Raw genomic sequence first — 25,441 nt, 5'->3', positions numbered from 1 at the left:
GCAAGAGTAGAGAATGGTTGTTTTTCGCGTTTCGGGCCCACGGTATCTGAACCTTCCCAACGTCATCACTTTGGGCCGGGTGATCCTGGTGCCCATCGTGTTCTGGCTGCTGGTCTCAGGGCAGACGCAACTCGCGTTCTTCGCCTTCGTGCTGGCCGGCGTCTCGGATGCTGTCGACGGCTTCATTGCCAAGCGGTTCGGTCTCTCGACGGAGCTCGGCGCGTATCTCGATCCGCTGGCCGACAAGCTCCTGATCGTCTCGATCTTCGTCGCGCTCGGCGTGCGCGGCGCGTTGCCGTCGTGGCTCGTGATCGCGGTCGTCTCGCGCGATATCCTGATCGTGGTCGGCGTCATGCTCTCGTGGCTGCTCGACAAGCCCGTGCGCATCAGCCCGCTGGCTGTCAGCAAGGCCAACACGGTGGCGCAGATCGTGCTCGCCGGCGTGGTGCTGGCCGACGACGGGTTCGGGCTCGGTCTCGAAGTGCTGAGGATCGGACTCGTGTGGGTGGCCGGTGCGCTCACCATCGCGTCGCTCTATGCGTATCTGCAGGCTTGGCTTCGCCACATGTCGGGTTAAAGTCCTGCCAGCTCGCCGCTGCGGCGGTCGCAGTTGCCGGAGCCGTGTGGATGTCTGAGTAGTGTGAACGCGCGTGGCGTGCCGCTTGCGCATGCGAGGATCAAGGAGATAGAGGGAACAATGCGGGCGGAGCGGCAGGTCCTGTTCTGGATGACGGCGGCCGCACTGCTGATCCTCACGATCGCGGTGCTCAAGGATATCCTGCTGCCGTTCGTGGCGGGCATCGCCATCGCCTATTTTCTCAGTCCGCTGGCCGACAAGCTCGTCGAGTTCGGATTGAATCGTATCGTTGCCTCGCTCCTCATCGTCGTGTCGCTCGTCGTGCTCGCCGTGGCCAGCCTGGTCCTGATCGTGCCCGTCATCCTGGCGCAGGCGCAGGATCTCGCGGCGGCGCTGCCGGGCGAGGTGGCGCGGCTTCGGGAGGGGGCCGACGCGTGGGTGCGGGCGCGGTTCGGGCCCGGGTTCGCCGGTCTCGATACGCAGATCGGCCGGGCGACGGATGCGCTGTCGGAGAACTGGGCGAGCCTTGCGGGCTGGGCTGCGACATCGATCTGGAGCCGCAGCCTCGCGATCGTCAATTTTCTGGCCTTGCTGCTCGTGACGCCGCTCGTTGTTTTCTATCTGCTGATTGATTGGCATCCCATGCTGCACAAGATCGATGGCTGGCTGCCCCGGGGACACGCGTCCTCCGTGCGCGCGCTCGCTTCCGACATGAACGATGCCGTGGCGGCGTTCGTGCGCGGGCAGGGCACAGTGTGTCTGATCCTCGGCGCGTTTTATGCCATCGCGCTCAGCGCGATCGGCCTGAACTACGGCCTGCTGATCGGGCTCGTGACGGGTGCGCTTGCGTTCGTGCCGATCGTGGGATGGCTGATCGGCTTTCTCACGGCCACGACGGTGGCCGTGGTGCAGTTCTGGCCGGACATGGTGCCGATCCTGCTGGTGGTTGGTGTTTTCATCGCGGCGCAGGCGCTCGATGCGGGCTTTCTCGGCCCGACCATCGTTGGCTCGAAGATCGGGCTGCATCCGGTCTGGCTGATCTTTGCGCTGTTCGTCTTCAGCTATCTGTTCGGCTTCGTCGGCACGTTAATCGCCGTGCCGCTCGCGGCCGCGCTCGGCGTGCTGATCCGGTTCGCAATCGACGTCTATCTCAAGAGCTCCGTCTACCAAGGCGCGCCCGATCCTCTGACCAGCGAGCCTCTGACCAGCGAGGCGGGACCATGACGCTTCGAGCCAAAGAGACGCCGGAGCAACTCGTGCTGGCGTTGCCGCACCGGCAGGCGCAGGAGGCGGAGGATTTTCTCGTCAGCCGCTCGAACGCGGCTGCCGTAGACCTTGTGGACGCCTGGCCGCACTGGCCGCAACCGTCACAGGTCGTCGTCGGCCCTGCGGGTTCGGGCAAGAGCCATCTCGCGAACGTGTGGCGCCGCCGTTCCGGCGCGGCGGTCGTGGCTGCGCGTGCGCTCGAAGAGGGTGTCGTGCGCGGTTTCGAAGTCACGCCCACGCTCGTGGTGGAGGATATCGATCGCGGCGTGAGCGACGAGCAGATCCTGTTTCACCTTCTCAATCTCGCGCGCGAAAAATCCGGCGCGCTGCTCATGACATCGCGCGCGGCGCCCGGAGACATCGCGATCACGCTGCCGGATCTGCGGTCGCGGCTCAGGGCCACGTCGCCCGTGCAGATTTCCTCGCCCGACGAATCTCTGATCCGATCCGTGCTCGTGAAATTGTTCTCCGACCGGCAGCTCATGGTAGAGCCGCATATCGTCAGCTACCTCGCGCTCCACATGGAGCGCTCGATGGATGCGATCCTAAGAGTCGTGGCGCATTGCGACCGGCTTTCGCTCGCGGCCCAACGAAAAGTGACACGCGCCATCGCCGCGGCGGCCCTCGCCGCCGACCGCCCCGATGAAGAGCCGGAGGAGCGTGACGAATAGCCCCGGCAAGCTGTTTCGCTGTCATCATACTGTCGCACAACGCACGCCTCATCCCGGTCGATTGAACCGGACGCTGCAGGAAACATCGCCATGACCTCGACGAGATCGAAGACCAAGGGATCCGAACGTCGCGCGCCTGCGCCCACGCCCGCGCCTGAGGTGCCCGAGGGTCCGGCCCGGTTCTATAATCGCGAGCTGTCCTGGTTGCAGTTCAACCGCCGCGTTCTGGAAGAGGCGCAGAACAAGAACCATCCGGTGCTCGAGCGACTGCGGTTTCTCTCCATCTCGGCGTCCAACCTCGACGAATTCTACATGGTGCGCGCGGCCGGCATCTACGGCCAGATCGCGGCCGGCGTGACGACGCTGACGCAGGACGGCCTGACGCCGTCGCAGCAGCTCGCTGAGGTCAACCGCTTCGCGGCGCGGCTGGTGGCCGACAAGCAGGCCTGCTGGATCGAAGTAAAGCGGGACATGGCCGCGGCGGGGATCGCCATCGTCGAGCCGGCAGATCTCACCAGCACCGAGAAGGTCTGGCTCGAACGCCTGTTCATGTCGCACGTGTTTCCGATCCTCACACCGATCGCCGTGGACCCCGCGCATCCGTTCCCGTTCATCCCCAACCTCGGCCTGACGATGGCCGTGTGGATGCAGCGCAAGAGCGATGCGAAGTCGATGAGCGGTCTCATTCCGATCCCGGGCCAGCTCGAACGCTTCATTCGGTTGCGCGCGGAAGACAGCACAGAAGAGCGCATCCGCTTCATCCGGATCGAGGCGCTGATCGGCATGTTCATCTCGGAGCTGTTTCCGGGCTTCGACGTCAACAGCCAGGGCGCGTTCCGCGTGTTGCGCGACAGCGACGTGGAGCTGCAGGAAGAAGCCGAGGACCTGGTGCGGTCGTTCGAGACGCTGCTCAAGCGGCGCCGCCGCGGACATGTGATCCGACTCGAACTCGACGCGAAAATGCCCGACAGGCTGAAAAAGTTCGTCATCGACGAGTTGGAGGTCGGCGAGGAATCCGTGTTCATCAAGGAGGGCCTGCTCGGGCTTTCCGATACCTCGCAGTTGATCGTCTCCAACCGGCCCGACCTGATCTTCAAGGTTTACAATCCGCGCTTTCCGGAGCGCATTCGCGAATTCAACGGCGACTGCTTCGCGGCCATCAGCAAGAAGGACATTCTCGTCCACCATCCGTACGAGAGCTTCGACGTGGTGGTGCAGTTCCTGCGGCAGGCGGTGGCCGATCCGAACGTGATGGCCATCAAGTGGACGCTCTATCGCACCAGCAACGACAGCCCCATCGTGCAGGCTCTCAAGGAAGCGGTGGAAGCGGGCAAGTCGGTCACGGCCGTTGTCGAGCTGAAGGCGCGTTTCGACGAGGCCGCCAACATTCGCTGGGCGCGCGACCTCGAAAAGGCCGGCGTGCACGTCGTGTACGGGTTCATCGAGCTGAAGACCCACGCCAAGCTTGGGCAGATCGTGCGGCGCGAGAACTCGGAACTCGTGACCTACTGCCATATCGGCACGGGCAACTATCACTCGCAAACAGCGCGCATCTACACGGACCTGTCGCTCTTTACGACGGACTCGGGGATCGCGCGGGACGCGACGCGCATCCTCAACTTCGTCACGGGATACGGAGAGCCTTCTGAGCTCGAGAACATGGCGGCCAGTCCGCGCGGCATCCGCCACCGGATCCTGGATCACATCCGTCGCGAGATCGAGCACGTGAAGGCGGGACGTCCCGGCGCGATCTGGATGAAGATGAACTCGCTCGTCGATGCGCAGATCATCGATGCGCTCTACGAGGCCAGCCAGGCGGGCGTCGAGATCGATCTCGTCGTGCGCGGCGTCTGCTGCCTGCGGCCGGGCATTCCGGGGCTGTCCGAGAACATTCGCGTCAAGAGCATCATCGGACGCTTCCTCGAGCACGCGCGCATCTACTGCTTCGGACAAGGCGAAGGGCTGCCGTCACCCACAGCGGCCGTCTACATCAGCTCGGCGGATATGATGCCGCGCAATCTCGACCGGCGCGTCGAGGCGATGACGCCGATAAAGAACCCGACGGTGCACGAGCAGGTGCTCGACCAGATCATGGTGGCCAATCTCAAGGACAACCAGCAAAGCTGGGAAATCAAGGGAGACGGTTCATCGTCGCGAATCGTACCGGCGGAAGGCGAAGCGCCCTTCAACGCACACAAGTATTTTATGACAAATCCTTCGCTTTCCGGGCGCGGACAGTCGCTTAAGGATCATTTTCCGCCGCGCTTCGATTTCATGCAAAAAGACTAGACCGTGTGCGTGTGACCCCCTATCAGGTGACCATCGTGCGTTGGCCGGGGACTGCATGCGCCCGGATGTCTCGACGCATTTCTCCTTTGGCAACAAGCACGAGTCTGGGCGGAATTGGTGAGCTTGACGCAGGTGTTCGGCGGGCGGGGAAAGGCGACGGAGCTTGAACCGCTCGGTGTGATCGACATCGGGTCGAACTCGGTGCGCCTTGTCGTATACGAAGGAGCGGTGCGCGCCGCCCTTCCGATCTTCAATGAAAAAGTACTCTGCGGTCTCGGCAAGGCGATCGTATCGACGGGACGGCTCGGAGACGAAAGCGTCGAGCGAGCGCTTGAAGCGCTGAGCCGCTTTCGCGTCATCGCGCGCATCCTCAAGGTGAAGAACCTGCGCGTGCTGGCGACGGCGGCCGTGCGCGAGGCCGAGGACGGGCGCAGCTTCATCCAGCGCGCCGAGCGGGCTGCGGGAACGCGCATCGAAGTGCTCTCCGGCGAAAAGGAAGCAGAGCTTGCCGCGTGCGGCATTCGGATGGGCTTCTGGGAGGCCAACGGTACGGCCGGCGATCTCGGCGGCGGCAGCCTCGAGCTGATCGACATCAATCCGGCGACGATCTCCAACGCATCCACGTTGCCGCTCGGCGGGCTTCGGCTGATCGATCAGACCGGCAACAAGATCGAGCGCGCATTGCCCATCGTCGATGAGGCGATCGCGAAAACCGAATGGCTGATGAGCGGGCGCGGCCGTCCGTTCTTCGCCGTCGGCGGCACGTGGCGGGCGCTCGCCAAGCTGCACATGGTGCAACTCAACTATCCGCTCCGCGTCATGCAGGGCTACGCCGTTTCGACGCGAGAGATGATCGAATTCTGCCAGTTCATCCGCCGGCACAAGAAGCTGGCGACGATGCCGGGCATGGAGGAAGTGGCGCGTGCGCGGCGCGAAGTCGTGCCGTTCGGCGCGCTCGTGCTCGAGCGGCTGCTCGAAGCGATGGCGCCTTCCGAGGTCGTGCTGTCGGTTTACGGCATCCGCGAGGGGCTGCTTTACAGCCTCATGACGCGCCACGAGCAGGCGAAGGATCCGCTGCTCTGCTTCTGCGAAGACTACGCGCGCCTGCGCTCGCGCTCGGTGGTGCACGCTCATGAGCTCTGCGTCTGGACGGACGCGCTTTTCGAAGGCGACGGCCCCAAGGAAACGCCTGAAGAGCGCCGGTTGCGGTACGCGGCCTGCCTGCTCTCGGACATCGGCTGGCGCGCGCACCCCGATTATCGCGGCGAGCAGAGCCTCAACGTGATCGCGCATGCGGGGCTTTCCGGCATCGATCACCCGGGCCGCATCTTCCTGGCGCTTGCCGTCTATCATCGGCACGTGGGATCCGACGAGGGTGCTTCGATCGATGCACTGTCGACACGGCTCCGGGCCGCGATCAGCAAGCGGGCGCAGAAGCGCGCGCGCATCATCGGCGCGGCGGTGCGGACGGCACATATGCTCTCAATTGGCATGCCCGGGGTTATTGACGAGACGCAGCTTTCGCATGAAGGCACGACGCTCGTCCTGACGCTGCCCAAAAGCTATGCGGCGCTGGATGGGGAGCGGCTGCGCCGCCGATTCGGGGTGCTGGCCGCTTTGCTGTCGCGCGAGCCGGAAATCCGCATCGCAAAGTAAGCGCGAGGCGCGCGCGGTCTCATTTTGCGCTGGTCTCGCCGGGGCGAGATTTCGTATCAATCTGCGTCGTGCGGCGCAGGGTGGCCGCGTTGCGCGGCCGAATGGATCGATCTTGACGCCTAGGATGCTCGCCGGACATGGCTGACGACCCGTATACCGTTCTGGGAGTGCCGCACGGCGCGACGGACGATCAGATCAGGAAGGCGTACCTGAAGCTCGTCAAGGAGCTGCATCCGGACGTCAATCCCGCCAAGACGGCGGAGGAACGCTTCAAGAAGGTGACGGCGGCGCACGAAATTCTCGGCGACCCGGAGCGGCGGCGCCAGTTCGATACCGGAGAGATCGATGCCACGGGCGAGCCGCGCCGGCAGACTTGGCGGCCGCAGGGAGCGGCCGGCGGCGCCGGGGCACGCGGCCGGGGCGGGCCGATTTTCGAGGATTTCGGCGACGTGTTCTCGGATCTCTTTTCGGGCGGCGGCCGGGCGGGGGCGCGCGGCGGCAACTTCGCCACCCGGGGACGCGACGTGCGCTATACGCTCGATGTCGATTTTCTTGAGGCGGTGCAGGGCGCGAAGAAGCGCGTGACGCTGCCGGATGCGGGTGTGCTCGATCTCAATGTGCCGGAAGGCGTGACGGACGGACAGGTTCTGCGCCTCAGGGGGCGCGGCGAGCCGGGGATCGCCGGAGGCGAGACGGGCGATGCGCTCGTCGAAATTCACGTCCGCCCACACCGCGATTTCCGGCGTGAGGGTGACGACATCCTGCTGGATCTGCCGATCACGCTCGACGAAGCGGTGCTGGGGGGCAAGGTCGAGGTTCCGACCGCAGGCGGGCGCGTTCAGCTCACGATCCCGAAAGGCACGAGTTCTGGCCAGGTGCTGCGGCTCAAGGGCAAGGGCGTGCGCAATGCGACGACGGGCGCGACGGGCGATGAGCTTGTGACGGTGCGGATCGTGTTGCCGGACACCATCGACGAGGGGCTGTCGTACTTTCTTTCCGAGTGGCGCCAGAAGCACCGGTATGACCCGAGGAAGTAGGTTGGTTAGCGGGCAGCCGGGGGAGTGAGGCGGTAAGGCAGTCGGCAGTGAGACCGTCGGCGGTCGTGCGCACGCTGCCGCTGCTGAAACTCAGCCTTTGCTGGAGCTGATGGCGAGGACTTCGCCTTTCGACAGCGTCAGCGCCAGCTCGCCGCGTTTCAGCTTGAGGGCGTCGTCGCCGAACAGTTGACGCCGCCAGCCTTTCATGGCCGCCACGTCGGGCTCGGCTTCGCTGGCGATGCGCTCGAGATCCTCGGAATCGGCGATCAGGCGAGGCGCTACGCGATTGCGCGCGGCAGCGGCCTTGAGCAGCACTTTCAGCAGTTCGATCGTGGCCGTGGCCTCTGCCGACATCGGCTGGCTGTGGGTCAGCGGCGGCAGCGTCTTCGGATCGCGTTCGAGGCCGCGCGCCACCGCGTCGATGATGTCGCGCGCGCGCTGGGAGCGGGCAAAGCCGTCGCTCAAGGTTCTGAGCTCGGAGAGCTTCTCGACGGAAGTCGGAAGCTGGTTGGCGATGTCGTAGAGAGCCTCGTCGCGCAGGATGCGCCCCCGCGGCACGTCCTGCGCCTGGGCGAGGCGTTCGCGCCAGGCGGCCAGCTCGATGAGAACGGCCAGGGCCTTGCGGTTCTTGACGCGCATCTTGAGGCGCTGCCAGGCGTTCTCGGGGTGGCTCTCGTAAGTCGAAGGAGCCGTCAGGTCGGCCATCTCTTCGTCCAGCCAAGACGCGCGGCCCGTGCTCTCGAGCTCGGCTTTCAGCGCGATGTAGATGTCGCGGAGATGGGTGACGTCGCCCAGAGCATAGACGAGCTGCTTTTCGGTGAGCGGCCGGCGGCTCCAGTCAGTGAAGCGGGAGCTTTTGTCGAGGTCGCGCCCGGTGATTTTCTTGACCAGATTGACGTAGCTCACGCTTTCGCCGAAGCCGCAAACCATGGCTGCGATCTGGGTGTCGAAGATCGGCGTGGGGATCAGGCCCGCCTCGCAGAAGACGATTTCGACGTCCTGGCGGGCGGCGTGGAAGACCTTGACCACCCGCGTGTCGGCCATCAGCTCGTAAAACGGCTTGAGGTCGATGCCCGGCGCCATCGGATCGACAATAGCCTCCTCGCCCGGACCCGCGAGCTGGATCAGGCAGAGGTCGGGCCAGAATGTTTGCTCACGCATGAACTCCGTGTCGACGGCGACGAATTCGCCTTCGGCAAGTCGGGAGCAGATCTCGGTGAGGGCCGATGTGGTGGTAATGACGCGCATTGCGGGTCGTTTATACGCATGCCGGGGGGGAGATCGCTAGTCCCCCCTGTCAGATCGGCCGTGGGGCGTGGAAATAGGCCGGAAACGGGGCTTGCCCCGGCCGTGGTCGGGTGCGCCGGGCTCGGGTTGGCGCAGGAGACTCGGCGGCCGGATTCGATGGGGCTGGGATTTGGTTCGGGGCGGGGAGCGATGTCTCGCCACGTCTTCTCGGCGGCTCTTGCGCAGGGCCGCGCGCTTCGCGCCGGATGCTCGGCGAGGCGGCAGAGGATCCCGCGCACGCAGAGGTGCTTCGGCCGGGCGGGGCTAAGGTCCGCCGAAGCGCGAAATTAATTCGCGTGAAATCGTAATTTCTTTCGGTGCGACATCTAGTCAGAAAATGCCCGACGTTGTATAAAAAGTGCAGGGCGTGGTTGATCGTGCGTGCGAATTCAGCGGGTGTCGTTTCCGGGTCATGCCCGTCGCTCAATTGCGACCGGTGCCTGAAACTCATTCTCAACTTCGAACGGTCTCGATAGCTTTCCATTCGCGTGGAAAAAGCGTCTTGTTTCGTGACCGGCGGTCCGCTGCCGGAATGGCTCTATTGGTCTCTTCGGCCAGCCCTTTCGATCCGGGCGGCCGCGTTGGGAGTTCGGCGTGCTGGAGATCACGAGGCAGAAACCGAAAGCCCCGAAAGGCAGCCGGTTACCGCCGTTACACAACTATCTTGTGGAACGGCACGCGCTTGAGCCGGCGAGGCCCGGGCCCTCGGTGCAGCTTATCGCGCGCGATGCGTTCGTCGCCGATACGGCGATCAAGCTCGACCAGATGCTCATCGAGATGAAATCCCTCGGCCGGGAGCTGCAACTCGTAAAAAGCGATATCGCGGAATTGCGGGACGATTCCGTGCGCAGCTATCGGTTTTCTGAATTTCTCGAACGTGAGCATAAATTGCGCGCCGCGAAGCTTGACGATTTGAGCCGCAGATTCGATTATTTGAAAACGCGCGTTGATGCCGTCGATGGAAATTCGAAAGGCGACTATCACGCGTTTCGGGATTTTGAAGCGGTCAGCCGTAGGCTGACCGAGCTCGGCGCGCTGGAACGGGAATTCCGTCAGTCGTCGTGGAATTTGAAGGTCAGCACGGGGCTGTTTGCGGCGTCGCTTGCCCTCTGGGTGGTGCTGGTCGTGATGCTCTAGGTAGCAGGCAGTAGGTGCTCCGGGGCGGCGCTGAGGCGCCTCGGGGCCAAAATGCGTGCCCGGCCGGAAGCAGGCCCTCGCCGGTGGGGCCAGAGCCCCCCAAGTCTTGACTTTGGGGGCCTATTCATGCGCTTGTCCGCCTTCTCAAAAAGGCAAAGATCAGGCGGGTTGCGGGGCTATGGCGAACGCAAAGACTTCGGCAGTTGGCGGCGCTCAGCTGCATCGGTACCGGTCGCATACGTGCGGCGCGTTGCGGGCCACGGATATCGGGACTACGGCACGGCTTTCGGGCTGGGTGCACCGCGTGCGCGACCACGGCGGCGTGCTGTTCATCGACCTGCGCGATCACTATGGCCTCACGCAGGTGGTGGCCGATCCCGACAGCGCCGCCTTCAAGACGGCCGAAAAGCTGCGCTCCGAGTGGGTTGTGCGGATCGACGGCGCGGTGCGCCAGCGCCCCGACGGCACGACCAACGCCGAGCTGCCGACCGGCGAGATCGAGGTCTACGCGACCGAGATCGAGGTGCTGTCGGAAGCCAAGGAGCTGCCGGTCCCCGTGTTCGGTGAGCCCGACTATCCGGAAGACTTGCGGCTCACCTATCGCTTCCTGGATCTGCGGCGCGAGACGCTGCACGGCATCATCATGAAGCGGTTGGCGATCACGTCTTCGATCCGGCGGCGCATGCATGAAGCGGGCTTCAACGAGTTTCCGACGCCGATCCTGACGGCCTCGTCGCCTGAAGGCGCGCGCGACTTCCTCGTGCCGTCGCGCATCCATGCCGGCAAGTTCTACGCGCTCCCGCAGGCGCCGCAGCAGTACAAGCAGCTTCTGATGGTGTCCGGTTTCGACCGCTACTTCCAGATCGCGCCGTGCTTCCGCGACGAGGATCCGCGAGCCGACCGCCTGCCCGGCGAGTTCTACCAGCTCGACGTCGAGATGAGCTTCGTCGAGCAGGAAGACATCTTCCAGACGATGGAGCCGGTGCTCACGTCGGTCTACGAAGAGTTCGCCGACGGCAAGCGCGTGGACCGCGACTGGCAGCGCATTCCCTACGATACGGCCATCTCAAAGTACGGCTCCGACAAGCCGGACCTGCGCAACCCGATCGAAATGGCGGATGTGACCGAGCATTTCCGCGGCTCGGGCTTCAAGGTGTTCGCGGGCATGATCGAGCGCGATCCCAAGGTTCGCGTGTGGGCCATCCCCGCGCCGGGCGGCGGAAGCCGCGCGTTCTGCGACCGCATGAACGGTTGGGCGCAGAAGGAAGGCCAGCCGGGCCTCGGCTACATCTTCTGGCGTGAGGAAGAGGGTGCGGCGGGTGCCGGTCCTGTTGCGAAAAACGTGGGCGGCGAGCGCGCTGCGGCGATCCAGGCCCAGATGGGGCTCAAGACGGGCGATGCGTGCTTCTTCACGGCGGGCGATCCGGCCAAGTTCTACAAGTTCGCGGGGCTTGCGCGCGATGAGATCGGCCGCGAGCTCAAGCTCGTCGACGAGGGCCGCTTCGCGTTCGCGTGGATCGTGGACTTCCCGTTCTACGAGTGGAACGAGGACGAGAAGAAGATCGACTTCTCGCACAACCCGTTCTCGATGCCGAAGGGCGGAGCGGAGGCGTTGACCGCTGCGGAGGCCGAAGGGCGCGATGCGCTGCTCGGGCTCAAGGCGAACCAGTACGATATCGTCTGCAACGGCTATGAGATCGCTTCGGGCTCGGTGCGTAACCACGTGCCGGAGACGATGGTGAAGGCGTTCGAGATCACGGGGCTCAGCCGCGCGGATGTCGAGGAGCGGTTCGGCGGTCTCTATCGCGCGTTCCAGTACGGCGCGCCGCCGCATGGCGGCATGGCGGCTGGCATCGAGCGCATGGTGATGCTGCTCACGGGCACCAAGACCGTGCGTGACGTGGCGCTGTTCCCGATGAACCAGCAGGCGAACGACCTGCTCATGGGGGCTCCGAGCGACGTCTCGCCGAAGCAATTGCGCGAGCTTTCGATCCGCGTCGTCGCGCCGGAGAAGAAGTAGCTTTGCACGAGCGCTGATGCGCTTGACACCGACTGTCATCCCAGGCCCCGTGCCTGGGATGCGTTTCTCTGCGTGGGAGATGGAGATGTTGTGCGCATCCCCTTCCTTTCGCTCCCGCTGACCGATGGATCCTCGGCATAAAGCCGAGGATGACAAAAGTGGGGTGCGCCTACCGGCCGCCGAGGCCGTCGAGGTAGATCAGCACGGCGGCTTCAAGAAGCTCTTCCGGCGACATTGGAATGGGCCGGCGCGAGCTGTCGCCGCGCGCGAACAGCGCGGCTGTGCCGTGCGACAGTGACCAGATGTGCAGCGCCATCATAAGCGGCGGCGGGCGGCGATCGGCCGGCAGGGTCGCGATGACCGCCTCGCAGGCCTCGCGCAGGATGGCGAACGCGCGATCTCCCTCGGCGCGCACATCCGGATGGTCGGCGAGCGACAGGCCGGATTCGAACATGGCGGCGAAGTAGGCCGGCTCCTTGCCTGCGAAGGCGAGATAGGCGGCGCCGACGCGATTGAACGCTTCGCGCGCGGTGGGGCGTCCCTCGTTCCAGGCGGCCGCAAGCGTTGCCGCGAAGGCTTCGAAGCCGCGGCGGGCGACATCGGCAATCAGGGCGTCGCGGTCGCGGTAGTGGCGATAAGGCGCGGCGGGGGAGACGCCGGCGGCGCGGGCCGCCTCGGCGAACGTGAAGCCGGCGGGGCCTTTCTCGCGGATGAGGGTCAGCGCGGCCTCGACAAGGGCCTCGCGCAGGTTGCCGTGATGATAGCCGCGGCGCTCGCCGGGACCGCGGTCTTTGTGCCATGTCATGGGTGGGTTGTAGCCTATTTGCGGGCAGCAGGCAGTGGGCAAGTGGGCAGTGGGGGAGTAGCGGATGGCTGGGGTGATCTACGTCGATGCGGATGCGTGCCCTGTGAAGGAAGAGGCGCTCAAGGTCGCCGACCGGCACGGCCTCGAGATTTTCTATGTGTCCAATTCCTGGATGCGGCTGCCCGAGGGCCTGCGCGTGAAGCGCGTGGTCGTGGAGGAGGGGGCGGATGCGGCCGACGATTGGATCGCGGAGCGGATCGGGAAGGGCGACATCGCTGTGACGGCGGATATTCCGCTTGCCTCGCGCTGCCTCAAGGCTGGGGCGCAGGCTCTGGGTCCGACGGGGAAGCCCTTCACGGACGCGAGCATCGGGATGGCGCTGGCCATGCGGGATCTGTCGCAGCACCTACGTGAGACGGGCGAAAGCCGCGGGTTCAACGCCTCGTTCACGCGCCAGGATCGCTCGCGCTTCCTGGAAGCGCTGGAGCTGGCCGTGCAGAGGGCGAAGCGCGGGCAGTCGTAGGGTGCCGCTCCGCGCGTGGCTTCAGTGCTTGATGTTGCGCAGTTCCTCGGCGATGCGGGCCGACTGCGAAGGCCAGCTCGCGGCCAGCCAGTCGTCGGTGCCGAACAGCCAGTACCAGAAGCGGTTGCGGCGGTAGTACCGCTCGACCGTCACCTTGTGCATCTTGTCGACGGTGCCGGAGAGCGCGGTCAGCATCTCGACCGGCTTGGCGGCGGCGGTTTCCAGGCTCTGGATGCGGCCCATGATGCCGGCGACGGCCACGGCAGCGTCCTGGCCCTGCGTGTCGAGCGTGGTCGCAAGCGTGTGCTGGTTCGCGTTCACCTTGGTCAGGCCGTCGTGCAGCTCCGAGAGATCCTGCGTGAGGTTCTCCGTCAGTTTAGCCATGGCCTCCTGGGCGTTGGCCGCGTTCTGGGCGACGGCGTCCGCCAGGCGCTCCAGCAGATCGGTGATGCCGGCGTGATTTTCAGAGGCGCGCGTCTCGGCGGTCTCGGCGCGGGTGGCGTGCGCTTGGAGGGCCTCTTCGATGGCCACCAGGCGGCGATGGGCTTCGGCAAAGCTCTCGGTCGCGGCGGCATGATTGGCGTCGCGGGTTTCGGCGTCGGCGTCGAAGCGCTCGGTCAGCGGCGGCGAGAGGAGGGCTGCGATGTCGTCCGGCTGGGCGTCGACGATGGCGCGGACCGTCTCGATGGAGTCCGCGAGGCGCCGTTCGCCGGCGGTTGCCCGCTCGCGCTCGTTGGCAATCGCGATCTCGATGACCTCGACACGCTGCATGAGGGGGCCGAGATCCACCTCGTGGGCGGAGAACTCTTCGACCGCGGCGCGCGTGACGGAGATCTCCGACTGGATCGCGCGTTCGAGGAGGCCGATGCGCTCCAGGATCGCGCCCGGTTCGCCCCCGTTGGTGTTGCGTGAGGTGAGGAACGCCTGCTCGAGGCTTTGCAGCCTGTCTCCGAAGACATTCTGGATCTTGTCCGGCGTGAGGCTGCCGAGGCGCTGGGTATCTTCGCGTTGGGCCATGAGTTCACGCTGCAGGTCTTGCAGCACTCCCGATATGAGTTTTCTTTCGTTGGCGAGTTCGATCGTGAGCGTGCGCATCGACTGCTCAATGGCGTCGAGGCGGGTTTGCTGGGTCGTCATCTGCACTGTCGACAGGCCCGTGAGTTCGGGCGCGCGCAGAACCGGATCGGGTGCACGCAGGATAGGATCGGGCGCTGCGGCGGCGGAGCGGATGCGCTCGCGCACGGCTTCGGCGTTGAGGGATGCATCTTGGGCCACGCTGGCGCGCGGGCCGTTCGCGGGCAACAGCCGGAACAGGCCTGGGAAGTCGATGCCGGCATCGAACAGGGCGTAGACGACATCGCTCACGGCGACGGGTGCCTGGCGGCGATAGGCGTGGGAGGCTGCAATTCGCAGCGCCTCCTCGAACGCTTCACCGCGACGCGGCACCGTTTTTCCGTTGCCGCCGCTGGATGGGAAGTCGGTTGCGATGGCGTTGGCGGCCTCACGGCGAAGGGCGGCGACGCGCACGCCGCGCGCTTCGAGCGCTTCGGCTGCTTCCTCGATGCGGGTCAGGGCGTAGATCAGGTGCTCGATGCGGACTTCGTTCGCGCGGTGGGCGGCGGCGACATCGAAGGCGTGGTTGCAGCAATCGAGGACGATCTCATCGACCCAGATCGGCGCGCCGCGGCTGGATTGCAGTGTGGGACGCGGACGCGCCGCGGCCAAAAACGGATCGCTCGGGGTGAGGGCGATCTCTCCCGGATTGGCCTGTGGAATCCGCAGGTCCAAATCGTCGCCTCGATAACCCATTCACGCAACTCCCACCCACCGTGACACACCTTCGAGGGCGGTGAAACGCCTCCGCCCCCGTTGCCCTTAAATCTGGGCCCCCTAGCTTCGCAAGTCCCGGCAAAAGGCGAACCGCCCCGTTAACCGTTTCACCGGGTTCCTACGTGCCCAAACCATAGCGTCTTCCGGACAAACGGGCGAGGGGCGAGGTGCGCCGACCGCGAACGTGGTAAACTTCGGGCGGCCGTTTTCGCCCGGCCGGGCCTTTGGCGCGCCGGGTTGTGCCCTCGTGGCGTCAGAATCTGCGATAAACGTGCGGTGAGCCGGAGGGATGCCTTGGTGATTGGTTTGAAAATACGCGCGCGCGGCGCGACGCTGGCGGGAGCGGCGCTGATCGCGCTGGCAGCCGCGGCGCTCGATGCGCGCCTGGGCTCGGGTGCTGCGATTGCGGCTCCGGGGGCACTCGAAGATTCGAAACCGTACGACGACAAGCTCATGCGGCTTGCCGAGCTGCTCGGGGCTGTCCACTATCTGCGCGAGCTCTGCAGTGCGAACGACGGCCAGCTCTGGCGCGACAGGATGAAGGAGCTCATCGACACCGAGGGAGGCACCGCTTTGCGGCGGGCGCGTCTCACACGCAGCTTCAATCAAGGATATCGCAGCTACAGGCGCACTTACGTTACGTGCACGCCGACGGCGCAATCCTCGATCGAGAGATTTCTGGCGGAGGGAATTCAGATCGGAGACGGTCTCGTGCAGACTGCACGCTAACCGGTTTTGCCGGTGCCGACTGGAAGAGGGCTCCGGGGACGCATAGGGTAAGCGGGTAGTTTACTGTGAATTGCCGGAGAGTCTGGCCGCGCGTATCGCGCGTGATAGGTGTACTTTCGAAGGTGGGGAGTCTGAGGTCAGGGGTGGCCAGGCTCATTTCATGATTTTCGCTTCCTGGGGGAAGGACCGTGATGGCAACGCAATTTGAGACCAACAACTCTGAAGACCTCAGCTTTCGCGCGCTGAGCCTCATTCTCGCAGCCTGGGATGAAGGCACCGAGAGCGGCGTTGCGCCGGAACAAATGGCCTATGCGGCGTTGTTCACCGCGCTGACCGATCTCGTGTCTCTCTATGGAGAGGATGCCGTGAAGAAGCTCGCAGGTGGGCTGGAACGGCGCATCGATCTCGGCGAGTTCACGCTCGATCGCAACATTCAGTAGCTCGCGAGCAGTCGCTCGCGGGCGTCCTCTCAGGACCACCGGTTCCAAAGCTCCTCGCCGATCAGCAGGGCGCCGAACACGCACAGCAGGAACCCCGCCACGCGGTTCGTATAGACGAGGTGGGCCGGGCTGAACTTGTGGCGCAGCCGGCCAATCAGGTGCGACAGCCCCAGCCACCACATGAAGCTTCCGCCCATGATCGACGCCACCATGGTCAGCGCGTCGACGTAGCTGTGCACCTCGACGAACGAGCTGATGCCGCCGAAGATCGCGAACAGGCCCAGCACCGCGCCGGGGTTCGTGATTGTGAGGAAGAACGTTTTCGGAATGTCCCACGCATAGTCGCGCAGCGACGTCACGCCTTCAGCTTCCGTGCGCACGGCGGCGAGACCGGGCGGGGAGACATACAGCTTGATGCCGAACGCGATCAGCGCGAGCCCACCCACGATCTGGATCGACTGGCGGTGATATTCGATGGCGCCCGAAATGGCGCCGACGCCGAGGCTCGCGAAAAGGGCGATCAGTCCATCGCCCAGCATGGCGCCGATGCCGGCCGCCATGCCGCCCCAGAACCCGCGTTCAATCGCGCGCTGAATACACAGGACATTGACGGGGCCGACCGGGGCCGCGACGAGCACCCCGATCACGATGCCGACGGGGATGATCAGCAGGTTGGGGATCAACTGCATGCGCGCCACCGCGGCGACTGCGCATTTTCGACTTCCGGCATTTCACCTCGACTGGGACCTGGATTTGTCAGGTCGATGCAGGCAAAGAGAGTTCCTCAGATCCACGAACAGACGTTGATCCTGCGCGGGGTTGATGGGATGCGGCGCTCCTGCAGCCGATCGACGCAACGCCCCCGATCCAGAAGGCAGATGCCCCCGATGCGTTCTCATCCGCACGTCGCGACATACAGATACGATGTTGTTACATTGGTACTGGCCAGCCTCTTGGTTGTCCATTGTCATTGCCTCCCGACGGAAGCGGCCGCCGGGGAAAACGCCGCCGCCGCGCAGGCGCAGCAGCCCGCCAAGCCTCAGGCGCCCACCTCTCAGCTTCCCACCTCTCCGGCGGCCAAGTCTCCGGCTCCCACTTCTCCAGCCCCTAAGGAGCGCGCGTATCGCGGTGCCTTGCCGCCGAACGTGGAGGATATGCGCGAGCAGATCCTCGCGGCCGTTCATGCGGGCGATGTGGGGGAGCTGACGCGTGCGATCGAGTGGAACGAGATCAAGCCGGATTTCGGCAAGGATGCGGGCTCCGATCCGGTTGCGCACTGGAAGGCCACGTCGGCCGACGGGCAGGGCCGGGAGGTGCTGGCGGTGCTCGGCAACATCCTGTCGCTGCCGCCGGCGCGGCTCGCGATCGGCCGCGATCCCGAGAACACGCTCGTCTACGTGTGGCCGTACCTCGCGGAGCTGCCGCTCGACAGCCTGACGCCTGCGGAAGAGGTGGAGCTGTACCGGATCATGCCGGTGGCGGATGCGCGCGCGATGATCAAAGCGAAGAAATGGACCTGGTGGCGGATCGCCATCGGTGCGGACGGGACGTGGCACACGTTCCGCACATATCGGTAGCGGGTGGGTCGGCAGCAGGGCGCGTCCTCACGAGGATCGCGTCCACGTGACGCGGCTTGCGGGCTATCTAATAATACCGTTCGGTATCAATACATTCCGGTCGAGGGGTGCAGGGCGCTGGAAGGCTGGCTATAGTCACCCCATGTTGAGGTCTGCCGCGCCAATGCGGCTTGGGCCGGCCAAGTCTTATCAGTCTCGAGGTTGATATGTTGCTTTCCAAGCGTTTCGCGGTGGCCATGGGTCTTGGCGCCGCATTGTTCTCCGCAGCGCCTGCCTCGGCGCAGAGCCTCAGCCAGTTCGGAAGCTGGGGCGAGCCGCCGGAGCGTAGCCGCAAGGGACCGTCGTTCCTGGGCGCCACGCCCGCTCTGATGAAGCCGGGTGCGGAACTCGAGCAGGGCGGCGGACGCCCCTCGATCTCGCCGCGCACTCCTCAGACGACGTCGTTCCGGAATACGTTTTCGCCCGGGACGATCGTCATCGATACGGCCGGGCGTCGGCTCTACTACACGCTGTCGTCTGGCAGCGCGTACGTCTACCCCATCGCCGTGGGCAAGCAGGGCTTTGCCTGGACCGGCGTCGAGCGCGTCTCGAAGATCGTCGACTGGCCGGATTGGATCCCGCCCGCCGAAATGCGCCAGCGCAAGCCGTCGCTGCCGGTGCGCATGACGGGCGGCGTGCGCAATCCGCTCGGGGCGAAGGCGATCTACCTCGGCAACACCCTCTACCGCATCCACGGCACGAACGACGCGAAGTCGATCGGCTCGGCGTCGTCTTCGGGCTGCTTCCGTATGCATAACGAGCAGGTCGTGCATCTGGCCGGGCTCGTGAACGCGGGCACGGCGGTTTACGTCATGCGCAGCCTGCCGAAGTCCGGCATCGTAGGGCCGCCGCACACCGTCAAGGCGCCGGCTGCTCCCCAGGCGCCCGATCAGGCAGCACCGCAGCAGGCCGCGCCGCCGGCCGCAAACGGGGATGCCCCGCCGGCTGCTCAAGCCCAGCCGTCGCCGCCCGCCAACGCCGTGCCGCCGCCCGCCGAACCGGCCGACCAAGGGATCTGATCCCGATCCGATCCGGACCCCTGGGGGCCGGGTGAGATGATGGCCTGCGCGCGCTGGACAAACCTGCGCGCGCCGACCAAAGAGTGCGCTTGAGTTCCGGTGACGGGCCTCCTGGCCGCGGGCGTTTTCGGCGCGCGGCGGTGGACGGCCGGTGATAACCGGTGGTGCGCTGCTGCCGACTGCAATAAGGTGCGATTCTGACCACCTCGCGCGAGCCGCGGGGTTAAGACGCGCGCAAGCCAGCGCTTATCGAACAACGAGGTCAGGACCAATGAGCAACGCAATCTCACTCGAGCTTCTGGCATTCAACCTGAAGCTCCTCGGACACCAGCGCCGCAAGAGCCTCTTGATCAGCGCGGGACGCCCCGAAGACAAGAAGCGGATGCTGCCGGCGATCAGGCGCGTCCTCACGCTCGACGTCGAGCTGTACGCCACGCCCGGCACCTATCGCTTCTTCAAGGAACACGGGATCTCCAGCACCGAGATTCACAAGATCACCGACGGGCGGGCGCCCAACATTCTCTCGTTCCTCAAGGCCAACCGGTTCGATCTCGTCATCAACGTGCTGACGGGCGACGAGGACTACGACGAAGGATCGGACGCGCGCCTGATCCGCAAGCTGTCGATCGAGAACGGCATTCCGCTGATCACCGACGCCGACGTCGGCATCGCGACGCTCGAACAGATCATCATCGATGCCGAGCGGGGCACGTATCGCTACAGGCTGGCGGACGACAGTGAGCCGTGGAACCTGCGGCTGCGCTTCCTGCAGGCCGCGGAGCGCCACGGCGGCCTTGCCAACCACCACGCGCATTTCGACAAGGCCTACCTCATCACGCACGAGAACCTGCGCTTGAGCCAGGTCGACATGCAGAAGAAGTGGGAGCTCTATCGCTACCTCAAGGAAAACTACACGCACGACGATCTCGTGGAGCGCATCAGCCGCGGCCTCGAGACCATGATCCAGCAGGGTGCGACGTACTGCCGGACGATGGTGGACGCCGACAGCACCGTTGGATTGCTGCCGATCAAGGCGGCGCTCGAAGTGAAGAAGCGCTATGCGGATCGCATCCGGTTCGAGATCGGCGTGCAGCCGCTGCAAGGCGTGCTCGACCCGGCTTCGTTTGCGCAATACGCGGAAGCCTGCGAACTCGCCGACTACTGTGGCGGTCTGCCGTCGCGCGACCGGCCGAAGCCCGAGAAGCATCTCGACGTCATCCTGACCCTCGCCAAGAAGCTCGGCAAGCCGGTGGACGTCCACATCGACCAGGAGAACAATCCGCTCGAAAACGAGACGGAGCTGCTGGCCGAGAAGACCATCGAGCACGGCATGCAGGGGCGCGTGTTCGGCGTGCACGCCATTTCGCTCGCGGCGAAGGAAGATCGCGAGCAGGACCGCATCATCGAAAAGGTGCGCGAGGCGGACATGGGCATCATCATCTGCCCGTCGGCGGCGCTCAGCATGAAGCAGTTGCCCATGACGGCGCCGCTGCACAACTCCATCGCGCCGTTCGTCAAGCTGCGCGAGGCCGGCGTGCGCACCTATCTCGGCGTCGACAACGTGCATGACCTGTTCATGCCGATGGTGGACGGCGACATGTGGACGGAAGCGCGGATGCTGATGGAATCCTGCCGCTTCTACGACATCGACGCGGTGGCGGAGTGGGCGTGCCAGAAGCCGGTGCCGCTGAAGGCAGGCAAGGCCGCCGAGCCGCGCGCGGCAGCGGCAGACGCGCCGAACGCCGCGGAAAAGGAACCGGCAAAGAAGCGCGCGGCCAGCGGCGGGCGCCGCCGCTGACGTTCATCCTTCGGTTCGTTGCGTGAAGCGCGTGAGGCGAGAACCATGAGCGAGCTTTCGATCCTGGAGGATCGCGGAGCGGTGTCGGTGACCGGCCCCGATGCCGAAAAGCTGCTCGGAGGGCTCATCACCAACGAGATGGCGGTGCTGGATACGGCGCCGGCCATCTATGCGGGGCTGCTGTCACCGCAGGGCAAGATCCTGTTCGACTTCTTCGTCGTGCGCGCGGGCGAAGGGTATCTGCTCGAGACGGCGCGCGAGCGAGCGGGCGACCTCGCCAAGCGGCTCTCGATGTACAAGCTGCGCGCCGACGTCTCCATTCGCGATGTGTCGGGTGACTACGTGATCGCGGCCGAGATCGGTGGCGATGCCTCTGTTCCATTGGCCGAGCCAGCGGGTGCGATCGCGTTTGCCGATCCGCGGCTTTCCGCGCTCGGTGTGCGGCTCATCCTGCCGAGCCCGGCTGAGATCGGCGAACAGTTTGGCGCGCGTGTTCCGGCGGAGGCCTATCACGCCCATCGGATCGCGCTCGGTGTTCCCGAAGGCGGCAAGGATTTCGTTTTCGGCGACACGTTTCCGCACGAGGCGCTGCTCGATCAGCTGCACGGCGTGTCGTTCACCAAGGGATGCTTCGTGGGGCAGGAGGTGGTGTCGCGGATGCAGCACCGCACCGTCGTGCGCAAGCGCGTTGTCGCCGTGTCTGCGGGCGTGCCTCTTCCGGCCGGGCCGGTTCCGATTACGATCGGGGAGGCGGAGATTGGCCGCCTCGGGTCCGTTGCAGGCGCGCGGGGGCTTGCGCTTCTGCGTATCGACCGCGTGGCAGAGGCGCAGCGGGACGGCAAGCCGGTCACGGTAGACGGCATTCCGCTCACCGTTTCAGTGCCGGCCTTCGCGACATTTGCGATCAAGGTTTCGCATGAAACCGCCTGAGCCGCCCGCCGGGCAGCGGTGCCCCTGGTTTGGGATCGAAGATCCGGTCTATGCGACCTATCACGACGAAGAATGGGGCGTGCCGCACGCCGACGACCGGCGGCTGTTCGAGAAACTGGTGCTCGAAGGCTTCCAGGCCGGCTTGTCGTGGATCACGATCCTGAAGAAGCGGGATGCGTTTCGCCGCGCCTTTCATGATTTCGACGCGGCGCGCATCGCCCGCTTCGGCGAGAAGGACGTTGCGCGGCTGATGGCGGACGCGGGGATCGTGCGCAACAGGATGAAGATCGAGGCGACCATCGACAACGCCAAGGCGTTTCTCAAGCTTACGAAGCGCCAGTCTCTCGCGTCGTTCCTCTGGCAGGAGGCGGGTGGCAAGCCGTCGCCCGTCAGTCGCGCCGCCTTCAAGGATGTGCCGCCCTCGACCGAGGTCTCGAAGCGTCTGTCGAAGGCGCTCAAGCGCGAGGGCTTCCGCTTCGTCGGACCGACGACGGTTTATGCGTTCATGCAATCGACGGGCATGGTGAACGATCACTTGACGAGCTGTCCGCGACACGCGGCGTGCGCGAAGCTACAGCGCGCGTTTGTCGTGCCGACGAAGTGAGGCGGGCATGAGCATCGCCAAGCCTGACGCCGCCTCGCCCCACGTTGCCAAGCCGCGCGCCTGGCAGCGCATGCTCTCGGGGCGCCGTCTCAATCTTCTCGATCCCGATCCGGCGGACGTGGAGATCGACGACATCGCGCACGGGCTTGCGCGTGTCGCAAGATGGAACGGGCAGACGCTCGGTCCGCACGCGTTTTCCGTCGCGCAGCATGTGGTGCTGGTCGAGGACCTCGCCGCCGAGCTCAACCCTGAGTGGGCGCTCGAATGGCGGCTTGCAGCGCTGCTGCACGATGCGGCCGAGTATGTGATCGGCGACCTCATCAGCCCGTTCAAAACGGCGATCGGGCTCGATTACAAGGCCTTCGAGCTGCGTCTGCTCGAAGCGATCCATGTCCGTTTCGGGCTGCCAACGGCGCTGCCGGAGGACGTCGCGGCCGGCATCAAGCACGCGGATCGAATCGCTGCGTACTACGAGGCGAGCCGCCTCGCGGGCTTCGCCGAGGACGAAGCGCTCGAATTTTTTGGTGCTCCGCCACAGGTCAGTTTCGAGCTGTCTCAACGCTTACTTAATCTTGTCGCGATGCCAGCTCTGGACTCTCAGCGCCTATTTCTCGAACGTTTTGGGATCCTCAAGCGTTCTGCTTGAGGCGCGCTCGCAAGGCCGAGCTAGCGCATTGATTTTATTCCCTCCCGTGCGAAGAATATCTTGCTTCTCTTGGTTCGGAAAATCGCCACGATCGGCAGGTAGCGGCAGTTTAGGAGCTGGTGCCATGAACCCTGAAGCAAACATCAAGCGACGGTTTCGGACACAGGAACTCGACGCAGATGAAATTCAAGAACCGGCTCCGCGCAGCGATGCGGCCGGTGTCGAGATCGGTCTCAACGCAGCTATCGTTGCGGTGATCGACGACGAACCCGTTGCACTCGTGATCCGCGAAGCGGAAGGCGCGACCGGCCAAGGCGACATGCTGCCGTTCGGTCCGTTCTCTCCGATTGCGCATCGCACGCTCGAAAGCGGTTTGAGATCTTGGGTCGCGGAGCAGACCGGCCTCGGGCTCGGTTATGTCGAGCAGCTCTACACGTTCGGAGATCGCGGCCGGCATGCGGAGCCTGGCGATCAATCGCTGCATGTCGTTTCGATCGGCTATCTGGCGCTCACCGAAACGGGGCATGCGCGCGATCTGCAGCATGGCGCGTGGCGCAGCTGGTATCAGTATTTCCCGTGGGAAGACTGGCGCAAGGGCCGTCCCGAAATTCTCGCAGCCGAGATCGAGCCGCGGCTCAGGGATTGGGCGCAGCGTCCTGCGCTTCGCTCGGCGCCGGTGCGGCCCGTGCCGCGCGAGGATCGTATTCGCATCTGCTTCGGCATCGACGGCGGCACGTGGGACGAAGAGAAAGTTCTCGATCGTTTCGAGCTGCTTTACGAAGCGGGCCTCGTCGACGAAGCGCGACGTGATGGGCGCGAAGCGTCCTCGGCCTGGACGGGTGCGTTGCCGCGCCTCGGCGTTTCCATGCAGTTCGATCACCGGCGCATTCTCGCGACCGCCATCGGCCGCGTGCGCGCCAAGATCAAGTATCGCCCGGTGATCTTCGAATTGATGCCGGACGACTTCACCCTGTTCGAGCTGCAAAAAACCGTCGAGGCAATTCTCGGGCCGCATCTTCACAAGCAGAACTTCCGCCGCCTCGTTGAGAGCGCGGGGCTTGTGGAGCCGACCGGCGACGTGAAGACCCAGACCGGTGGCCGGCCCGCGAAGCTGTTCCGGTTCCGCCGCGAAGTGGTGCTGGAGCGGCCTGCTCCCGGTGTGCGCGTCAAGGCGATCCGTAGTTGAGCGCGTACGCCTACTGTCCGTAGGCGTACGCAAAAAATTGGAGCAATGGCCTAGCAAATAAGCCGTCGGTCCATTAGATTCGTTTTTAGCGCTCAATGCTCGATCCGAGCATAATTACGGAACCTTCGGGTTTCGGGGAGCGTATCGAGTACTGGCTAGGTTGGCCGGTATTTTTCAGGTCCCTCATATGCTCGGCGTGAGTATATGATCAACTTGGAGGTCCAAATGGCGCTTGATTTGGCCCATTCGACTGTCAGCTCCGCGGCTCCGTCGGCCGCTTCGACGGACAACGCCACGTGCGCGGTGCCTCGCGCGCGCTCGAATGCCGTAACGCCGCCCCTGGCCTTCACGCCCGCGCTCAAGCGCGAGATGGAGCCCCTGTACGAGCGCGTGAAGCACGTCGTGACGCCGATGGAGTGGGTGCAGTACGCACCTCTCATCAAGGCGATCAACGACCTCAAGGTGCGCCGCAACGCCGTCATCCTGGCGCACAACTACATGACGCCCGAGATCTTCCATTGCGTGGGCGACATCCGCGGCGACAGCCTGCAGCTCGCCAAGGAGGCAGGGCGCACGGAGGCCGACGTCATCGTGCAGGCCGGCGTGCACTTCATGGCGGAGACGTCGAAGCTGCTCAATCCCGACAAGACGGTGCTGATCCCGGATCCGCTGGCCGGTTGCTCGCTGGCGTCGTCGATCACGCCGGAAGACGTGCGGGCCTTGCGCGCGGCCTATCCCGGCGTGCCGGTCGTCACCTATGTCAACACCAGCGCGGCCGTGAAGGCGGAGTGCGATATCACCTGCACGTCGTCGAATGCGGTGAAGATCGTCGAGAGCCTCGGTGCGCCGCGCGTGCTGCTCATTCCGGACCAGTATCTCGCCAAGTACGTGCAGACGAAGACCGACGTCGAGATCATCACCTGGAACGGCTCGTGCGAGGTGCATGAGCGCTTCACGGGCGAAGAGATGGAAGCGATGCGCGCGGCCGAGCCCGGCCTCAAGATCATCGCGCACCCGGAGTGCCCGCCGGACGTGATCCGGGCCGCCGACTTCACCGGTTCGACGGCGGCCATGATCGACTGGGTCAAGACCAAGCGCCCGGCGAAAGTGGTGCTCGTGACTGAGTGCTCGATGGCCTCGAACGTGGCTGCGGAGACGCCGGACGTCGAGTTCGTGCGCCCCTGCAACCTGTGCCCGCACATGAAGCGCATCAGCCTCGAGAAGATCTACGAAGCGCTGCTGCACATGCGCTACGAAGTGACCGTGGATCCGGCCGTCGCCGCCCGCGCGCGGCGCGCGGTGGAACGGATGGTTGAAGCCTCGGCCTGACGACAACAGCGGCGCGGGCCCTCAGCCCGCGCCTTCGCCGGACTTT

23 protein-coding genes are annotated in these 25,441 nt (G+C 65.0%); 19 read left to right on the top strand and 4 right to left on the bottom strand.

Annotated features, from left to right (window positions below; translation table 11 throughout):
• Nucleotides 1-46 precede the first annotated feature (46 nt).
• From K2Y42_RS18650 to K2Y42_RS18625, 6 genes are all read left to right on the top strand, one after another.
• Nucleotides 47-577 (top strand): CDP-alcohol phosphatidyltransferase family protein, encoded by a 531-nt coding sequence (locus tag K2Y42_RS18650; protein ID WP_291155676.1) that lies wholly within the window; start codon nt 47-49, stop codon nt 575-577.
• Between the two features lie 120 nt (nt 578-697).
• A complete protein-coding gene (locus K2Y42_RS18645; RefSeq protein ID WP_291155443.1) occupies nt 698-1,801 on the top strand; it encodes an AI-2E family transporter in 1,104 nt (367 codons plus the stop codon).
• Nucleotides 1,798-2,514, top strand: a complete 717-nt coding sequence (locus K2Y42_RS18640; RefSeq protein WP_291155441.1) for a DnaA/Hda family protein — start codon at nt 1,798-1,800, stop codon at nt 2,512-2,514. The genes K2Y42_RS18645 and K2Y42_RS18640 overlap by 4 nt, the downstream gene beginning before the upstream one ends.
• A gap of 90 nt (nt 2,515-2,604) precedes the next feature.
• The gene (locus K2Y42_RS18635; protein ID WP_291155438.1) at nt 2,605-4,803 is read left to right on the top strand and encodes an RNA degradosome polyphosphate kinase; all 2,199 of its coding nucleotides are present in this window, start codon (nt 2,605-2,607) and stop codon (nt 4,801-4,803) included.
• A gap of 117 nt (nt 4,804-4,920) precedes the next feature.
• Entirely contained in the window at nt 4,921-6,459 is a 1,539-nt protein-coding gene (locus K2Y42_RS18630; RefSeq protein WP_366512434.1) for a Ppx/GppA phosphatase family protein, read from the top strand.
• Nucleotides 6,460-6,596: 137 nt separating this feature from the next.
• Nucleotides 6,597-7,496: a DnaJ C-terminal domain-containing protein gene (locus K2Y42_RS18625; protein ID WP_291155436.1), complete on the top strand. Its 900-nt coding sequence runs from the start codon at nt 6,597-6,599 to the stop codon at nt 7,494-7,496.
• A 90-nt stretch (nt 7,497-7,586) separates the two neighbouring features.
• Here the strand turns inward: K2Y42_RS18625 and rnd are convergent, their stop codons facing one another.
• Nucleotides 7,587-8,744, bottom strand: a complete 1,158-nt coding sequence (gene rnd, locus K2Y42_RS18620; RefSeq protein ID WP_291155433.1) for a ribonuclease D — start codon at nt 8,742-8,744, stop codon at nt 7,587-7,589.
• 633 nt (nt 8,745-9,377) lie between these two features.
• Between rnd and K2Y42_RS18615 the strand changes: the two genes are divergently transcribed.
• Together K2Y42_RS18615 and aspS are read left to right on the top strand one after the other, a co-directional pair.
• Entirely contained in the window at nt 9,378-9,920 is a 543-nt protein-coding gene (locus tag K2Y42_RS18615; protein WP_291155430.1) for a hypothetical protein, read from the top strand.
• Nucleotides 9,921-10,137: 217 nt separating this feature from the next.
• Nucleotides 10,138-11,940 (top strand): aspartate--tRNA ligase, encoded by a 1,803-nt coding sequence (gene aspS, locus K2Y42_RS18610; RefSeq protein ID WP_291155671.1) that lies wholly within the window; start codon nt 10,138-10,140, stop codon nt 11,938-11,940.
• 169 nt (nt 11,941-12,109) lie between these two features.
• Here aspS and K2Y42_RS18605 read toward each other — a convergent pair whose 3' ends face one another.
• Entirely contained in the window at nt 12,110-12,745 is a 636-nt protein-coding gene (locus K2Y42_RS18605; protein WP_291155427.1) for a TetR/AcrR family transcriptional regulator, read from the bottom strand.
• Between the two features lie 64 nt (nt 12,746-12,809).
• Between K2Y42_RS18605 and K2Y42_RS18600 the strand changes: the two genes are divergently transcribed.
• Complete coding sequence (locus K2Y42_RS18600) at nt 12,810-13,268, top strand: YaiI/YqxD family protein (RefSeq protein WP_291155425.1); 459 nt, start codon at nt 12,810-12,812, stop codon at nt 13,266-13,268.
• A gap of 21 nt (nt 13,269-13,289) precedes the next feature.
• Here K2Y42_RS18600 and K2Y42_RS18595 read toward each other — a convergent pair whose 3' ends face one another.
• Nucleotides 13,290-15,077 carry a hypothetical protein gene (locus K2Y42_RS18595; protein WP_291155422.1) on the bottom strand — a complete coding sequence of 596 codons (1,788 nt, stop codon included), beginning with the start codon at nt 15,075-15,077 and terminating at the stop codon, nt 13,290-13,292.
• Between the two features lie 318 nt (nt 15,078-15,395).
• Here K2Y42_RS18595 and K2Y42_RS18590 point away from each other — a divergent pair, with 318 nt between their 5' ends.
• Both K2Y42_RS18590 and K2Y42_RS18585 read left to right on the top strand, forming a co-directional pair.
• Nucleotides 15,396-15,827, top strand: a complete 432-nt coding sequence (locus tag K2Y42_RS18590) for a TIGR02301 family protein (RefSeq protein ID WP_291155419.1) — start codon at nt 15,396-15,398, stop codon at nt 15,825-15,827.
• A gap of 191 nt (nt 15,828-16,018) precedes the next feature.
• Nucleotides 16,019-16,267 (top strand): hypothetical protein, encoded by a 249-nt coding sequence (locus tag K2Y42_RS18585; protein ID WP_291155416.1) that lies wholly within the window; start codon nt 16,019-16,021, stop codon nt 16,265-16,267.
• 29 nt (nt 16,268-16,296) lie between these two features.
• On the opposite strand, the gene K2Y42_RS18580 is transcribed toward K2Y42_RS18585, so the two are convergent.
• The gene (locus tag K2Y42_RS18580) at nt 16,297-16,956 is read right to left on the bottom strand and encodes a LysE family transporter (protein WP_291155414.1); all 660 of its coding nucleotides are present in this window, start codon (nt 16,954-16,956) and stop codon (nt 16,297-16,299) included.
• A gap of 246 nt (nt 16,957-17,202) precedes the next feature.
• On the opposite strand from K2Y42_RS18580, the gene K2Y42_RS18575 reads away from it, so the two are divergent.
• From K2Y42_RS18575 to nadA, 8 genes are all read left to right on the top strand, one after another.
• On the top strand, nt 17,203-17,844 hold the full coding sequence (locus tag K2Y42_RS18575; protein WP_291155412.1) for a hypothetical protein: 642 nt from the start codon (nt 17,203-17,205) through the stop codon (nt 17,842-17,844).
• Nucleotides 17,845-18,050: 206 nt separating this feature from the next.
• Nucleotides 18,051-18,902 (top strand): L,D-transpeptidase, encoded by an 852-nt coding sequence (locus K2Y42_RS18570; RefSeq protein ID WP_291155409.1) that lies wholly within the window; start codon nt 18,051-18,053, stop codon nt 18,900-18,902.
• Nucleotides 18,903-19,173: 271 nt separating this feature from the next.
• A complete protein-coding gene (locus K2Y42_RS18565) occupies nt 19,174-20,700 on the top strand; it encodes an amidohydrolase family protein (protein WP_291155406.1) in 1,527 nt (508 codons plus the stop codon).
• An 18-nt stretch (nt 20,701-20,718) separates the two neighbouring features.
• A complete protein-coding gene (locus K2Y42_RS18560) occupies nt 20,719-21,630 on the top strand; it encodes a folate-binding protein (RefSeq protein ID WP_366512433.1) in 912 nt (303 codons plus the stop codon).
• Nucleotides 21,617-22,234 (top strand): DNA-3-methyladenine glycosylase I, encoded by a 618-nt coding sequence (locus K2Y42_RS18555; protein ID WP_291155400.1) that lies wholly within the window; start codon nt 21,617-21,619, stop codon nt 22,232-22,234. The genes K2Y42_RS18560 and K2Y42_RS18555 overlap by 14 nt, the downstream gene beginning before the upstream one ends.
• Before the next feature lie 7 nt (nt 22,235-22,241).
• Nucleotides 22,242-22,880 (top strand): HD family hydrolase, encoded by a 639-nt coding sequence (locus K2Y42_RS18550; protein ID WP_291155397.1) that lies wholly within the window; start codon nt 22,242-22,244, stop codon nt 22,878-22,880.
• 124 nt (nt 22,881-23,004) lie between these two features.
• Entirely contained in the window at nt 23,005-24,066 is a 1,062-nt protein-coding gene (locus tag K2Y42_RS18545; RefSeq protein ID WP_291155394.1) for an NAD regulator, read from the top strand.
• A 225-nt stretch (nt 24,067-24,291) separates the two neighbouring features.
• A complete protein-coding gene (nadA, locus tag K2Y42_RS18540; RefSeq protein WP_291155391.1) occupies nt 24,292-25,395 on the top strand; it encodes a quinolinate synthase NadA in 1,104 nt (367 codons plus the stop codon).
• Nucleotides 25,396-25,441 lie beyond the last annotated feature (46 nt).

This window comes from Hyphomicrobium sp. (assembly GCF_019744875.1).
GTDB lineage: Bacteria > Pseudomonadota > Alphaproteobacteria > Rhizobiales > Hyphomicrobiaceae > Hyphomicrobium_C.
Note: the sequence above shows the minus strand (reverse complement) of the source record. Positions and strands in the feature narration are given on the sequence as shown.